15 protein-coding genes are annotated in these 15,001 nt (G+C 59.3%); 12 read left to right on the top strand and 3 right to left on the bottom strand.

Going from position 1 to position 15,001, the window contains the following annotated elements; genetic code table 11:
* The first annotated feature begins 36 nt into the window (after nucleotides 1-36).
* From AC1XDK_RS15855 to AC1XDK_RS15835, 5 genes are read left to right on the top strand one after another with little or no spacing between them, the layout of a single operon-like run.
* Nucleotides 37-1,194: a PTS fructose transporter subunit IIC gene (locus AC1XDK_RS15855; RefSeq protein ID WP_483350898.1), complete on the top strand. Its 1,158-nt coding sequence runs from the start codon at nucleotides 37-39 to the stop codon at nucleotides 1,192-1,194.
* A gap of 30 nt (nucleotides 1,195-1,224) precedes the next feature.
* Nucleotides 1,225-1,701, top strand: coding sequence for a PTS sugar transporter subunit IIA (locus AC1XDK_RS15850; RefSeq protein ID WP_483350896.1), 477 nt, complete (start codon nucleotides 1,225-1,227; stop codon nucleotides 1,699-1,701).
* Complete coding sequence (ptsH1, locus tag AC1XDK_RS15845) at nucleotides 1,698-1,979, top strand: phosphocarrier protein HPr (RefSeq protein WP_483350894.1); 282 nt, start codon at nucleotides 1,698-1,700, stop codon at nucleotides 1,977-1,979. The genes AC1XDK_RS15850 and ptsH1 overlap by 4 nt, the downstream gene beginning before the upstream one ends.
* On the top strand, nucleotides 1,976-3,679 hold the full coding sequence (ptsP, locus tag AC1XDK_RS15840; RefSeq protein ID WP_483350893.1) for a phosphoenolpyruvate--protein phosphotransferase: 1,704 nt from the start codon (nucleotides 1,976-1,978) through the stop codon (nucleotides 3,677-3,679). The genes ptsH1 and ptsP overlap by 4 nt, the downstream gene beginning before the upstream one ends.
* Nucleotides 3,676-4,122, top strand: a complete 447-nt coding sequence (locus AC1XDK_RS15835) for a PTS fructose transporter subunit IIB (protein WP_483350891.1) — start codon at nucleotides 3,676-3,678, stop codon at nucleotides 4,120-4,122. The genes ptsP and AC1XDK_RS15835 overlap by 4 nt, the downstream gene beginning before the upstream one ends.
* A 19-nt stretch (nucleotides 4,123-4,141) precedes the next feature.
* Here the strand turns inward: AC1XDK_RS15835 and glpR are convergent, their stop codons facing one another.
* Nucleotides 4,142-4,909 (bottom strand): HTH-type transcriptional regulator GlpR, encoded by a 768-nt coding sequence (gene glpR, locus AC1XDK_RS15830; protein WP_483350890.1) that lies wholly within the window; start codon nucleotides 4,907-4,909, stop codon nucleotides 4,142-4,144.
* 592 nt (nucleotides 4,910-5,501) lie between these two features.
* On the opposite strand from glpR, the gene AC1XDK_RS15825 reads away from it, so the two are divergent.
* The 7 genes from AC1XDK_RS15825 to AC1XDK_RS15795 all read left to right on the top strand — a co-directional run bounded on the left by AC1XDK_RS15825 (nucleotide 5,502) and on the right by AC1XDK_RS15795 (nucleotide 12,935).
* Nucleotides 5,502-6,182, top strand: a complete 681-nt coding sequence (locus AC1XDK_RS15825) for a helix-turn-helix domain-containing protein (protein ID WP_483350889.1) — start codon at nucleotides 5,502-5,504, stop codon at nucleotides 6,180-6,182.
* Nucleotides 6,183-6,255: 73 nt separating this feature from the next.
* On the top strand, nucleotides 6,256-7,605 hold the full coding sequence (locus AC1XDK_RS15820; protein WP_483350887.1) for an ABC transporter substrate-binding protein: 1,350 nt from the start codon (nucleotides 6,256-6,258) through the stop codon (nucleotides 7,603-7,605).
* A gap of 12 nt (nucleotides 7,606-7,617) precedes the next feature.
* Nucleotides 7,618-8,529, top strand: a complete 912-nt coding sequence (locus tag AC1XDK_RS15815) for a carbohydrate ABC transporter permease (RefSeq protein ID WP_483350885.1) — start codon at nucleotides 7,618-7,620, stop codon at nucleotides 8,527-8,529.
* Nucleotides 8,529-9,401 carry a carbohydrate ABC transporter permease gene (locus AC1XDK_RS15810; protein ID WP_483350884.1) on the top strand — a complete coding sequence of 291 codons (873 nt, stop codon included), beginning with the start codon at nucleotides 8,529-8,531 and terminating at the stop codon, nucleotides 9,399-9,401. The genes AC1XDK_RS15815 and AC1XDK_RS15810 overlap by 1 nt, the downstream gene beginning before the upstream one ends.
* On the top strand, nucleotides 9,401-10,531 hold the full coding sequence (locus AC1XDK_RS15805; protein ID WP_483350883.1) for an ABC transporter ATP-binding protein: 1,131 nt from the start codon (nucleotides 9,401-9,403) through the stop codon (nucleotides 10,529-10,531). The genes AC1XDK_RS15810 and AC1XDK_RS15805 overlap by 1 nt, the downstream gene beginning before the upstream one ends.
* A gap of 17 nt (nucleotides 10,532-10,548) precedes the next feature.
* Nucleotides 10,549-11,862 (top strand): CaiB/BaiF CoA transferase family protein, encoded by a 1,314-nt coding sequence (locus AC1XDK_RS15800; protein WP_483350882.1) that lies wholly within the window; start codon nucleotides 10,549-10,551, stop codon nucleotides 11,860-11,862.
* Nucleotides 11,859-12,935 (top strand): LeuA family protein, encoded by a 1,077-nt coding sequence (locus AC1XDK_RS15795; protein ID WP_483350881.1) that lies wholly within the window; start codon nucleotides 11,859-11,861, stop codon nucleotides 12,933-12,935. Before AC1XDK_RS15800 ends, AC1XDK_RS15795 begins: the two co-directional genes overlap by 4 nt.
* Nucleotides 12,936-13,088: 153 nt before the next feature.
* Here the strand turns inward: AC1XDK_RS15795 and AC1XDK_RS15790 are convergent, their stop codons facing one another.
* Nucleotides 13,089-13,754 carry a hypothetical protein gene (locus tag AC1XDK_RS15790; protein ID WP_483350880.1) on the bottom strand — a complete coding sequence of 222 codons (666 nt, stop codon included), beginning with the start codon at nucleotides 13,752-13,754 and terminating at the stop codon, nucleotides 13,089-13,091.
* Between the two features lie 329 nt (nucleotides 13,755-14,083).
* A complete protein-coding gene (locus tag AC1XDK_RS15785; RefSeq protein WP_483350878.1) occupies nucleotides 14,084-14,761 on the bottom strand; it encodes a helix-turn-helix domain-containing protein in 678 nt (225 codons plus the stop codon).
* Nucleotides 14,762-15,001 lie beyond the last annotated feature (240 nt).

Here is a 15,001-nt window from a genome sequence, read left to right as displayed (position 1 = left end):
GAACAGTATTATGAACGATAGTGATGGAACACGACTATGACACAAAGCGACGTGATTGAGGGGGCATTGCGATCACATGTCACCTCCGTAAAGGAACACCTGATGACCGGAGTGTCGTTCATGATTCCGTTCGTGACGATCGGCGGAATCTTTCTCGCACTGGGATATGCGCTCTCGACGTTCCTCGGCGGGACGGAGGCGACCAAGACGATTTTCGATGCTACCGGCCGTCCCGATTGGTTCCTCGCACAGATCGGCACCGCTGGCTTGACGTTTATGGTTCCCATCTTAGGGGCCTATATCGCGTACGCCATCGCGGACCGTCCCGGGCTAGCACCGGGGTTCTTACTCTCGTACATCATCCAGCAAGGAAACATCCTGAAAGCCGCGGGCGACGTTATCGGGCTTCAAGGCGGTTCGGCCGGTGCTGGCTACCTCGGTGCGCTCGTTGCCGGTCTCGCCGCGGGATACGTGGCCCGGTGGATAAAGCAACGGAACGTCCCCGACATGATTCAGCCGATGATGCCCGTCCTCATCATTCCCGTGCTGACGATGGCGATACTGTCGCCCATCGTCATCTTCGTGATCGGAGTTCCAGTCGCAATCGCGAACGCGGGGTTGACATCGTTCCTCCGCGGAATGCAGGGGAGCCAGGCGATACTCGTCGGTGCTATCCTCGGCGGCATGATGGCGTTCGACATGGGCGGGCCTATCAACAAGGTCTCGTACGTGTTTGCCGTCGGATTGCTGACCGAACAGATATACCAACCGATGGCCGCCGTGATGATCGCCGGGATGATTCCCCCGTTGGGAATGGCGTTGTCGAACTTCATCGCCCCTCAGAAGTACACCGCGGAGATGTACGAAAACGCAAAGAGCGCCATTCCACTGGGACTCGCCTTCATCACCGAAGGTGCGATTCCGTACGGTGCTTCCGACCCGCTTCGCGTCATCCCGAGCATCGTCGCCGGAAGCGCCGTCGGCGGAGCCGCTTCGATGGCTCTCGGCGTCACGATGCCCGCCCCCCACGGCGGCATCTTCGTCTTTTTGCTCTCGAACCATCCCGTTCTGTTCCTCGCCTGTGTCGCGGGTGGTACGATCATTACCGCCACTATTGCGACGCTCCTCAAGAGCGACTTCGAGGAAACGGTCGCTTCGGCCGAAACCACGACGACGACACAGACGAACGACTAACCGTTTCAAGAGATCACCGATACCAAACACATGAGCTCAGAAATCGAACAAGACGATATCGACGACCTGATTCCAGAATCGCATATCTCGCTCGACGAACCGCCGAGCGAGAAAGACGCCTGCATCGAACACCTGTTGGACCTCATCGTGAGTACAGACCGGGTAAATGAGCGTGACGTGGCGCTCGAAGCGTTGTTCGCTCGCGAGGAGGAGACGACCACCGGGGTCGGAATGGGAATCGGAATCCCGCACGCGAAGACGGATGCCGTCACTCGCCCGTCGGTGGCGTTCACCCGCTCGACCGATGGCGTCGACTTCGGAGCGATGGACGACAAACCCGCGAAGCTGCTGTTTATGATTCTCGTCCCCGAGTCGGAGGCCGAAGACCACCTCACCATCCTCAGTTCGCTTTCGCGCGCGCTCATGCACGAGGAGGTCCGTAACGACCTGTACGCCGCGGAAACGCCCGCTGAGGTGCAAGCCGCCCTTCGGGAGGCGGTCGCATGAGCGAGCGAGTCGTCGAAATCGTCCCGGAAGCCGGGTTACATGCACGACCGGCCTCGAAGTTCGTCCAAACGGTCAACGAGTTCGACGCCGCGGTCGAAATCGGTCACGCGGATTCCGACGACCTCGTTTCCGCCGCGAGCATGATCGCGATAACCAGTCTCGGGGCGAAATGTGGCGACGACGTCCGTCTTGTTGCCGAAGGCGAAGACGCGGACGAGGCGCTCGATGCGCTGGAACGGGTGTTGACGACCCCGGAGGGTGAACTGGCCGATACATGACCGAACGGACGCTTACGGGGGTCGGTGTCACACCTCGAACGGGAACGGGGACTGTGGTCCGATATCGACCGGACACCTCGACGAGCGATGCCCTCGACGACGAAACGGTTCCGTCGTCCGAACGGTCAGCCGAACTCGAACGATTCGAGAGGGCACGTCGACGAGCGCGTGATGAACTCGAAGACGAACGCGAACGAACGGCGGAACACGTCGGCGAAGAGGAGGCTTCCGTCTTCGATGCCCACGTCCAGTTCCTCGAAGACCCCCAAATCGAGGACGGCGTTACGACCGCCATCGACGCGGGTTCACCGGCCGAATACGCGGTACAGACGGCATTCGAGGGTCCGATCGAACAGTTCGAGGGGATGGACGGGCAGATGGCGGAACGGGCGGACGACCTTCGCGACGTCCGTGACCGTCTCGTTCGGTTGCTCACCGGTACCGAGCGCGTCGACCTGACGGAGTTGCCGGAGGGGTCAGTTCTGGTAGCCGAGCGACTAACGCCGAGCGACACCGCTCGACTGGACCCGAATCAGGTGGCTGGGTTCGCCACGGTTACTGGCGGGCGTACCTCGCACGCAGCCATCTTCGCCCGCTCGCTCGCCCTGCCCGCCGTCGTCGGCGTCGGTTCGGAACTCGAGAGTATCGAAGACGGGTCGAACGTCATCGTCGACGGGACGACGGATGCAGTCGTCGTCGATCCGACTGACGAAACGCTCGCCGCCGTCGATACCGGAGCGAACGTCGACGTGCGTCCTCATCGCGTCGAGACGACCGACGATACCGAAATCGAGGTCGCCGCAAACATCGGACGGCCGACCGAGGTGGAGCGCGCCGTCGAGAGGGGTGCCGACGGCGTCGGTCTCTATCGAACGGAGTTTCTCTTCCTCGACAGGGAGACCCCTCCGACCGAGCGGGAACAGTACGAGACGTACGTCGAAGCGGTAGAAGCGTTTCAGGACGGTCGAGTCGTCATCCGGACGCTCGATATCGGCGGGGACAAACGGATTCCGTATCTCGATTTGCCGGACGAGGAGAATCCGTTCCTCGGGGAGCGTGGTATTCGCCGCTCGCTGGGTTCCGACGAGGACCTGTTTGAAACGCAGTTGCGCGCGCTTCTACGAGCAGCGGCGGACGCTTCGGGTGGAACGCTGAGCGTGATGTTCCCCCTCGTGTCGACCGTCGCCGAACTCGATGCCGTGCTCGACTACGTCGATACGGTCGCCGAGTCGCTCGAGACGGAAGGAATCGAGTACGCGATTCCCAAATTGGGCGTCATGATCGAAACGCCGAGCGCCGTTTTTATGGCGGACGAATTCGCCGACCGCGTCGACTTCCTGAGCGTCGGGACGAACGACCTCGCACAGTACGTGATGGCCGCCGCCCGCGAAAACGAGCGAGTGGCGGACCTACACGACCCGTTGCACCCGCCGGTCCTTCGGGCACTCCGTCGGAGCGTCGAGGCGGCACACAGCAACGATATCTGGATCGGTATGTGTGGGGAGATGGCCGGTGACCCGGCCCTCACCGAACTCCTCGTTGGACTGGGATTCGACGAACTGAGCATGAGCGCGGTGACGATTCCCGAAGTGAAATCCAACGTCGAAACGACCGAGAAAGCGCGTGCTTCCGACGTTGCAGCACGTGTTCTGACCGCAAATACAAGAAGCGACGTCACGAACGTCATCGATACCCAATGAAACTAGTCGCAATCACATCCTGTCCGACCGGAATCGCTCACAGCCAAATGGCCGCGGAAAACCTGCAGACGACTGCCGAACAGATGGGCCACGACATCTCTGTCGAAGTGCAGGGGGCGATGGGTGCCCAAGACGAACTCACTCCCGACGAAATCGAGGCCGCGGAGGTCGTCATTATCACCGCCGATACCGCCGTGAGCCGCGACCGGTTCGATGGGAAACCGGTCATGAAAGGAACCGTCAAAGACGCCGTCAACGACGCCGAGAGCGTGATTCACGACGCCGTCGCGCTCGCAGAATCGGGAACTGTAGAAGAAACGGAACTGCAAGCGGACGATACAGAGGAGACGGAGCCGGATACCGCACCCAAACAGGAAGAAAAACAGCTGGGTGGTGACCCATCCAAAGGGTTGTTCGCTCGGCTCAAACGGCTATTCAACTGAGTCACTCGGAGAGTCGGGTCTATGTGGCGGCTCCATCGACGACACGCACGTCGGCGTTTTCGAACCACTGGCGATGTTTCTCCGACAACTCCTCGTCGGTGACGAAGACGTTTACGTCCGCGAGCGTCCCGAATTCCTTGAAACTTCGTTCCGCTAATTTTCCCGCGGTGGAGACGAGTACGACCCGTTTCGAATTCTCTATCATCAGCTCCTTCATTCGGGCCTCTTGGGTATTCGGAGTCGTGAGAACGCCCTCCGCACCGATTCCGTTCGTCCCGATAAACGCGACGTCGAAGTTAGACGATTCCATGAATCGTTCGGCTGTCGACCCTATCAGCGAGAGTGTCCGCTGGCGAAGCGACCCGCCGGTAAGCTGGACTTCACCATCCCGTTCCCGCAGTTCGAGCGCTATCAACGGGGAGTTCGTAACGCCGACGAACGAATCGCCTGACGGCGCCTTTTTCGCGACTTCCATCGTCGTCGTTCCGGAATCGAAAAAGACGACGTTCCCTTCGTGTATCTCTTCGATAGCTCGTTCGGCGATAGCGATCTTCTGTTGGAGATTGTAGACCTTCTTCTCGCGAACGTTCTTTTCACCGCCGACACTCGCGACGGGCAGGGCACCCCCGTGGGAGCGTTTTATCAGCTCTCGCTCCTCGAGATCGGTCAAATCCCGTCGAATCGTCGCCGGTGAACACTCCATTTCCCGCGCGAGTTCTTCGACGGAGCAACCGTCCTGCTCCGAGATGTACTCCACGATTTCTCGTTTCCGTTGTTCCGGTAGCATCCTCGTTCGGTCTCCAATTTTCGATCGTTTCTCCGCTTCTATATTTGTTTGTTTTCAACCGCGATGGTTTCTGATTGTGGCAGTTCGATATTTAACGACGTGTGGAAGAATAAACCGCAGGCAGTGGATGAACGACACCGACCGAATGGAACGAGTCTCACTCGGTGTCCGCACGACACTATCGATATGAGATACCGAAACACCCTGAATCTGCAAGCTTCTTCCTTATGCAGATGCGAATCCAATATACGCTATTTGTGAGGTGGTACCACATAACAAGGAAACAGACACACGACCTGCGAAGTCACGGAGGATTTGTCGTTGGACGAGGATTTCTCTAACGGGTGTGGGAAACCCTTCGTTACTGCCGAAGTGCTCATTTGTTCCCACATCTCGTTTCGTGCGTATATTAATCCCCTTCTATAGAGTATCGAAAGCCGCGGTAGTTGTCGCTCATTTCATACGGAAATACATCCCTGATCCGATAGCAAAAGGGCCGAATACGCTGATTCACGAACCAGCTCGAAATCGGAGTGCCCCGAATCGGCCGAATTCCAAACGTTAATGCGAGAGGTGTGCCAATAGGTACCGAATGTTCAGGGCAAAGCTATACTTGGATCTGCAAACGGACTGTATCCTCAGTGAGGTTACGAGTCGGTGGAACACGTCGTTCACCGCAAATCACGAGGAGGTCATCGACGACGAGTATCTCAATTTCGTCATCGACGCAGGTGACAAAGTCGAAGAATTCATCGACGCGTTCGAAAATTCCGAGCAGGTAAAGCACGTCGAACGGATCGACGAGAGCCATATCAAGCTCACCAAGCGTTCCTGTGGGGCCCTTCCCATCATCAGGCGAAATCACGGCATGCTCCAATGGTGGGACCGGGTGAGCGGTACACAACGTGTGTTCAATATCATCGTCTTCCGGCGGGAAGACCTCCGAAACATCGTCAGCGAACTTCGCGAGATTGGAACCGTACAACTCGAACAGCTCACGCCGTATCGCGCCTCGGAAGGACTCCTCTCGGACAGACAGTCGGAAGTGATCAATGCCGCCCTCGACGGAGGATATTACGAATGGCCGCGCGAGAGGGATGCGGAATCGTTGGCTACCGAACTGGATATCAGTCACACCACCTTCCTCGAACACCTCCGAAAAGCGGAGCGGACGCTGCTCGGAAACGTGCTGAATCAAGACGTTCGGAGCGAGGCGTCACGCAGAGGTGAACCGCGAGCAAACCACGAGTTCCGGGCAAGGGGTACGAACTAAATCATACCCTATATAAAGAACCAACAAGTGAAGGGGAGAAACCCATCTCACATTAGTTGTGTCATCTATTAACATGGCACATGAGCCCACAACACGAAGACGGTTTCTCCGGATAGCCGGAACCGGATCGATAGTCGCGGCCGCGGGATGTACCAGCCGACCGGACGATAGCGGGTCGAAGGAAGGGGAGGACGGAGGAGGGAACGGCGAAGGGAACGGCGACCAGTCGAAGAAAATCCAGTATCTCTCGGATCGTGGCGATTCGAAGGACGTCATCGACCAGATAATCTCGGAGTTCGAAACAAAACACGATTACACGGTCGAAGTCACGTACACCTCCAAGGGGAAATCGACCGACGAGCAGTTACAGAAGATGAAGGCGGCGGGCAACCCCCCGGACATCGTCTTCGACACGTCGGCGGACGCGTACCGGTATCATCGAAACGGCAATCTCGCACCGGTCAGTGATGCGGTCCAAGGGACCGGCCTTCCGGACCCGGTCAACGTCGATGGCGAGTCGTACTTCGCCGCGACCATGGTCGAGCCCCTGATGGGATGGTACCGCAACGACCTCTATCAGGAGAACCCCACGACGTGGGAGAAATGGGCGTCCGAAGCGAAACGCGTCTCCGAACAGGAGGGAATCAAAGGATACGTCGTGCAGTCGGGGCAGACGAACAACGCCGACACGCAGATCACCCAATACCACTGGCAAAACGACGTCAACCTCTACAGCGGACCGTCCGATAATATCAAAGTCGCCATCGACGAGGGTGACAACAGAAAACGCGCCGTCGAGACGTACGAATGGATACAGCAGATGGCGGAGTACTCGCCGAACGGAGCAGGGTGGGAGTGGGGCGACGCAATCGCCGCACTCCAACAGGAGAACGCCGCGGCCATCATGAGCGTCGGTGGACTGCCGATACTCACTATCGCTTCCAATCGACCGGACCTCGTCGATAAACTGTCACCGACCCCGTTCCCCGTTCCGAGCAGCAAGAAGCAGGAGAAGTGGTGGGCGTACATGGAGGGACACGTGGTTTGGAAGAGCGGCAAGGCCACGGAAGGTGCGAAGAAGTTCGTGGACTTCTTCAGCAAGTCGGACAAGTTCATGGACTTCGTCCTCTCCGCGCCGCTGTTCCAGTTCCCGCCGACGAAGAAGATGCTGAACAGCGACGCGGTGAAAAACAACGAGACGATCAACCAACACACGGACGTACTCGACCTCGTTCGGAACAATTGGGACGCGTTCACGTCGATTCTGGCGACGGGCAAGAACGGTCAGCCGAACATCGTCGCCGCCGACGCGTACGGTCAACAGGTGTTCGGCCAGTCGTCCGAACAGATGCTCGTGGGGGGGAAATCCCCCGAGCAGACCGTCGATTGGGTCGCAAAAAAGCTCCGAGGGCTTCAGGGGTAATCACCGACTCCCATGAGTACGGCAGCTTCCCTCAAATCCTCGTTCAGTCGCCTCGACGAGCGCCAGTTGTTGCTGTTGGTGACGTTCATCCCGTTCACGGCGTTCTTTACGGTCGTCTGGCTCATCCCCATCGGATACGCCCTTTGGATGAGCCTCCTCCACGACCCGACCGGCGCGGCGACGTTCACGGGGCTCTGGAACTACATCGACATCCTAACGAGCAGTGACTTCCCGATATTCCTGTGGCACAGCGTTGTCTATGCACTCTCGACGACCGTCCTTAGCCTGCTCGTCGGCCTCGGCCTCGCGCTCGTCGTGAATCAGGAGATTCGAGGCGGAAGCGTCCTCCGGACGATGATGATATTCCCGTATCTCCTCCCCACACTGGTCGTCATCTTCATTTGGAAGTTCATCCTCGACCCGAACGTCGGCGTTCTCAACCAATGGCTCGTTCAAGCGGGCCTCGTCGACGACCCCATCGCGTTCTTCTCGACCATCACATGGGCGATGCCCGCGGTGGTCATCACCAGCGTGTGGAAGTTCGGCTCGTTCGCATTCTTCATTCTCTTAGCGCGGTTGCAGGCCATCGACCCGAACCTCTACGAACGGGCGCGGGTCGAAGGTGCCTCGACGTGGCAAGCCTTCCGAGACATCACCCTTCCACACCTGCGTGGAGCCATCCTCATCATCCTCCTCGTGCGAGGGATTTGGATGTTCAACAAGTTCGACATCATCTACCTCTCGACGCGAGGGGGTCCGCTGAAAGCGACGACGACTTTACCCATTCGCGTGTACGAGATAGCGTTCGAGGCGGTCGACTTCGGCGGCGCGACGGCGCTCGCGGGAATCATGTTTTTCCTCCTCGCAGGCGTGGCCGTGGTCTATTTCTACGTGTTCGAACCCGAAAAGGAGGTGGCTCGCTGATGCCGTTCGGCGAAGGGGCCGCCGGGTCGATTGTCCCCCAACGTCTCCAACAGCGGGTTAAGCGTATCGCGGTAATCCTCACGGCGTTGCTGGTGGCCGTGTTCGTGACGTTCCCGGTCTACATCATGGTCGCCATTGCGGTGCAGTCGCCCGCGTCAGTGTTCGAAGGCGGTGCGGTCCACCTGTTGATCGATTCGGTGACGTTCAGAAATTTCCGGGTGCTGTTCGAGGAAACGAACACGGTCCGGTATTTCACGAACAGCGTCATCGTCACCGCGAGTTCGACGCTGATGTCCACCGCGCTCGCGGTCGCAGCGGGCTATGGCCTCACCCGATTCGATTTCACGGGGAAGACATTAGCGGCGCGGGCAGTGCTGTTCGCGTACATGTTCAGCCCGATCGTGCTGGCGATACCGCTGTACGTCATCTTCTACACGCTCGGATTACTGAACAGCTACTTCGCGCTGGCGATGGCGCTGACCGGCATCTCCGCGCCGTTCACCATCTGGCTCATGTGGCAGTACTTCCAGACGATTCCGATATCGCTGGAGGAGTCCGCGTGGACCAAAGGAGCGAGTCGAACGCGCACGCTCTGGGACGTCGTTCTTCCGGTCGCTCGGCCGGGGTACATCTCGGCGTCCATCTTCGCATTCGCCGTCGCGTGGAACGATTTCACCATGGCCCGCGTCGTCATGAGCAGCGACCAGATGTACACCATCACGGTCGGGGCGAGCCTGTTTCTCGACCGTGTTACTATCGGCTGGGGCGAGACGATGGCGGTTTCGCTATTGATCTGCATCCCGCCGTTCCTCATCGCCCTGTTCCTACAGAACTACTTGCTGCAGGGCTTCAACGTCGGAGGTCTCGAATAATGGCACGTCCAATCCACCTCGACTCAGTTCACAAGGAGTACCGATCCGCCGGTGCGGTCCACGTCGCCGTCGATGACCTCTCGCTGTCGATTCCCGAGGGGTCGTTCACGACGCTCGTCGGGCCATCCGGCTGTGGCAAAACGACGACACTGCGAATGATCGCCGGCTTAGAAACGCCCTCGAACGGTCGGATAGCATTCGGAGAGCAGGACGTTACCGACCTCTCCCCCCAGGACCGGAACTGTGCGATGGTCTTCCAGTCCATCGCCCTGTACCCGCATATGACGGTCCACCGGAACATCGGCTACGGCTTGAAGGTCCAAGGGGTTCCACGCGAGGAGCGCGACCGTCGCATCGAGGAAGCCGCGACGGTGCTTCAGATCTCCGAGCAACTGGAGAAGATGCCCGCAGAGCTCTCGGGGGGACAGCAACAACGAGTGGCACTCGGTTCGGCCTTCGTCCAAGACCCCGATATACTCCTGCTCGATGAACCGATGAGTGACCTCGACGCGCAACTGAAGGCCGAACTTCGCGTCGAGGTCCAGCGGTTGCATCAGGAGCTCGACGCGACGATGGTCTACGTCACGCACGACCAGACGGAAGCGATGACGATGAGCGACCACGTCGTCCTCCTCAACGACGGGCAACTCGAACAGTTCGCCCCGCCGGGCGAGTTGTTCGACCGTCCCGTCTCGAAGTACGTCAGCCGATTCATCGGAACCCCCTCGACGAACCTTCTGTCCACGACGGTCGTCGAACACGACGGCTCGTATGTCCTCGATGGAGACGGGTTCGAAATACCGGCTCCGGCCGAGCACTTTGCGAACCGCATCGGCGAATCGATCACCCTCGGAATCCGTCCGCAGTACCTCTCCCCCGACGGCGGTGAGCATCGATTCACCGTAATCGTGGACGTCGTCGAGCAACTCGGGACGGAGTTCGTCGTCCACGGACGGTCGACCGCCGGCAACAACGTCGATGTCGTGTCTCCCACTCTCGGGCACGTCAGTCACGGGGACGAAGTCGTCGTCGGGTTCGACGAGGACGACCTGTTCGTGTTCGATGACGACGGGAAAACGATTTGTTACGGTGACGAACTCACGAATCACTCCCCGAAACAGCAGCGGTAATCAGTACGAAATAAAAAATGATAGACGACAATCGACCCACGGAGACCAGTCCAACAGACGAAACTACTGAGCAGCACTCACCCGACCCTCGTGACGATAGCGACGTTCGAACGGACGGCGGCCGAATCGCCCCCGACTTACTTCCCGGCGCGGACGGTCAACCGCTCTCGGACGTCACGGTTCTCGAACTCGGCCATATCATCGCCGGGCCGTTCTGTTCGATGTTGTTGGCCGACCTGGGCGCCGAAGTCATCAAGGTCGAGCACCCGGAGCGAGGCGACGCCGTCCGCGATTCGAGTCCGATCGGCAATAGCTCGTTCAACTACGTCAATCGAAACAAGCTCGGTATCACCGTCGACCTCAAATCCGAAGAAGGAACTGCCGTTTTCCGTGACCTCGTCGGTGAAGCGGACGTTTTAGTAGAGAACTTCGCTTCGGGGACCGCCGACCGCCTCGGCGTCGGTTACGACGATTTGAGCCGGAGCAACGACTCGTTGGTCTACTGTTCGATAAAGGGGTTCAATCCGGGGCCGTACGAGAAGTTCCCGGCGCTCGACCCCGTCGCCGAAGCGCTCTCCGGCGTGATGAGCGTCACGGGGCATCCCGGTACACCGCCCGCTCGCTCCGGGACGAGCCTCTCGGATATGGCGGCGTCACTGTACGGAGCGCTTACGATAGTAGCAGCCATTCGTCAACGAGACGCGACCGGCGACGGCCAGCACGTAACCGTCCCGCTCTTCGAGAGTACCGTCGCACTGATGGGATACTGGTTAGCGTACACCCAAGCGTACGACGACGTTCCCGAGCCGATGGGCGCGAGTCATCCCGGATGGGCCCCCTACGACGTCTTCCGGTCCAAAGACGACCGGTGGGTGTTCATCGGACCGTCGTCGGAGAAACAGTGGCTGCGCTTCTGTGAGGCACTCGACGTCGACCTGCACACGGACGAACGGTTCGAAACGCTCTCGGACCGGCTCGAGAACCGCGAAGCACTCAGCGAGCGCGTCCAATCGATTTGTGACGCCTACACCGCAACGGACTTGGTCGAACGCCTACAGGCGGCCGGCGTTCCGGTGGCACCGGTGAACGATACCGCCGATATCGCTGCTGACCCGCATCTCGAAGCGACCGACGCTCTCGGTGAAGTCCGAGCGACGGAAGGCGACGGGGATCGGATACGGACTCCGCGATTCCCGGCCCACACCACTGGATTCGACCGAGTCGAGTCCACCGACCCGCCGGCGTTAGGCGAGGATACCGACGCTGTCCTTGCCGCAGTTGGCTATGATACGGAGCACATCGAACGGCTTCGAAAGGATGGAATCGTATGAAACTCCTCGATCTCACGCTACGTGAAGGAGAGCAACGGCCCGGTGTCCACTATTCGGTCGACCAGAAAGTCACCGCGGCGCGAGAACTGGATTCGCTCGGTGTGGACTACATACAGATCGGGTTCCCGGTTGCAGACGGTCGAACGGCCGCGGTCTGTGAGCGCACCGATTTGAACGCCTCCATCACTGGACTCGCCCGTTCGATTCCGAGCGATGTGATGGCCGCAATCGAAGCCGGGGTAGACGTCGTCGACCTCTTCGCCCCGACGAGCGAGCGTCAACTCGACCACGTCCTCGGAATAGACCGAACCGAACTGGCGGAAACGGTAATCGAGGCCGCCGACGTCGCCCACGAACACGGTGTCGAGGTACATTTCAGTGCGATGGACGGGTTCCGAACGGAGCCATCAGCTCTCGACGACTTGTTCGCTGCCGTCGACGCAGAACTCTACACGATTGCGGATACGGTCGGCAGTCGGACACCGGCAGGTGTCGGAACTCACCTCGAAGCACTCGACACCGAACTCTCCTCCGTCGGTGTCCACTTCCACGACGACCTCGGCGTCGGGACGGCAAACGCATTGGCCGCCGCCCGTTGTGGCGTCGAAAAAGTAGACCTCTCGGTCGCTGGTCTCGGTGAACGGGCCGGGAATGCAGCACTCGAAGAGTTCGTCGCCGCGGCTATCGTCGGGGACGAGTCGATTGACGTCGCTATCACCGAAGACGAGTTACTTCCCGTCACGAGGAGTGTTCTCACTACATTGGACGAGGTCGTACAACCCGAAAAATCGCTCCTCGGGGAGGAGGTGTTCTCCCACGAGTCCGGTCTCCACACCGCAGCGATGTTGGACGAACCGAGTACGTTCGAGCCGTTCGACCCGGCTCGGTTCGGTGGTAACCGACGACTTCTCTTCGGGAACGCGACTGGCCGAAGTGCCGCACGACGGCTCTTGGAACGGAGCGACAGACAAGCCACCGAAGGGCGAATCGAGCGATTGGTAGAACGGCTCCACACGAGCTCCCGAGAGCTGTCGCTTGACGAAGCGATATCGCTCGCAGGAGAAATCGACTGAGTCCTCCCTTTTCGCCCTGTAGAGATACCCACCCCGTTTCGACGACGACGTTCCACACCTGAAAGGTCGTTTTGCACGGGTCACTCGTAGAGAGAACGGGGTGGGAGGGCCGCCGTTCGGTCGGCTATCGACTTGGTAACCACGTTCGTTCGCTTATCGCCGTGCTCCCCCGTCATCGTCGGCGTTCGCGCCCTTGGACACTCGTTCGACGAGCAGTGGGAGGGTCGAAACTCCGGCACCGATGGCCGCTCCCGCGACTTTCCCCTTCGTCCCGAACCGTTTGCCGACCTCGTATCCCGTCCTCGCGTGTTGAACACCGTCCAGATACCGCTCGATGTCGTCCTCCTCGACGAACGATTGCGGTGATTCGTCGGGGTCGAACGCCGTACGGGTGCTGCTGTACGCACCGTACACGGTTCCCACTCCGCCCCCCAGAACCGCGCCGTACGGTCCGGCGATGTATCCACGGCGCGCCCCTCGGAGCGCACTCTTAGCCGCGTAGCGGTGGTCAACCGCGTCGACGAACTGCCGGATTTCGGTCGCGAGCGTCGCCGCCGACCGGTCCGTCGTCGCGGCCAGCGCCAACGAGTCCGGAACCAGTTCGGGATCGAGGTCGCTCACACGTTCACGAACGGTATCGGCGGTTTCCCTCGCCGACTTGACGGCACGCGATAGCTCGTCGTACGCAGTCGTCCCAGTGTTGACCGTCTCCCGTGCGGCGGTTACTCCCACGCTGCGGCCCGCGCGTGACGCGGCTTCCGTTCCCTCTTTCGCGCCCTCGGCGACCTCGCGTACGCGGTCTCGGAACTGAAGGTCCATACGTATCGATAGGGGTTTCACCGACCTGGAGGTTTGCTTTGCGCATGTAAGGCCCTTCTAAGGGAACGAAGCGAGCGATGATACACCAGCGACACCAGCCCTACTCGACGGGTGCAACAACACTCGACGTCACCCCGAACGCTTCCCGGCTTTGCTGGTCGAACGATTGTGGACCCGTTGAACACGGTGACCGGCTAGCGTCACAGGATACGACTTCGGTTATCGGGAGCCATTCGCTTTTAGTCACTGTTCATGCCAGTGCATTCCGGCAGACGGTGGATACGAGGAGGATGTACTTCTCCACCGAGAAATCGAGTGAGTCGAACTATTCAGTTCCCGTTCCGATCATCCGCTCCCTTTCCCAAAATGAGTGCGTTTTCGACGAGGCTTTCGTGTCCACGACGCAATCGTTCGGACACGGCTTGGTGAGAGATGTCCAATTCATCGGCGAGATCCGTCGCACCGGCGTCTCGAGGGATTTGATAATAGCCCTGATCGAATGCGAGTGTCAACGTGTCTTGTTGCTCATCCGAGAGTCCGAAGCGGCCCTTTCGACCGTCCTCCAACTGATAGATGTTGATGACGTTCAGCGTCATCTCCCGATCTTGGCAGTAACGATACGTTCGTGAGAGGGCATCCCTTTCGGGAAAGACGATCCGAAGATTCCACTCGTGTTCGTTGCCCATCGCAGCTAAAATCGTCCCGTCTTCCTCCACGAGGACACGAACGAGCAACTCGACCTTACTGATCCACTCCATTTGATAGAGCCACTCGTCTCCTAAATCGGCGAGTAATTCGATGTCTTCGGTCGACGGGTCATCGGTAAGCGTGGATTCTATCTTCTCACGGGAGTCATCGGCAGTAATCCAGACGAAGGGCATGATACGGTCGTCGTCATGAGCGACGACTCGTTCGACTTCGCAACTCAGTTCATCGATGGTAGATAACGAGTCACTGAGGGCGAATTCAATCGCGGGGATTTCGACTTCGACGACCGTTGCAGTCATGGTTTCACCCAGGGAGCAGCGAACGTTATATCCGTTGGCCCGTGCTCGACGAGAGGCGATCGCTGCCATGTCATAGCTGTCTTCGTGACGGTCATTTTCCCGGACCAGGGGCGGTTATCGGATGCCCGGTCTCGCAAAAATGTTCGATCGCATTCCGGTTTACCGTCGGTTTTTCCATACCGTCATCTCCGGCCGACCACTCACACTCTTTGCACACGAGCATTAAATCCCCCATTGAAC

The sequence above is a fragment of the Haladaptatus sp. HS23 genome, assembly GCF_056892285.1.
This window is presented reverse-complemented; position numbering and strand designations above follow the sequence as displayed.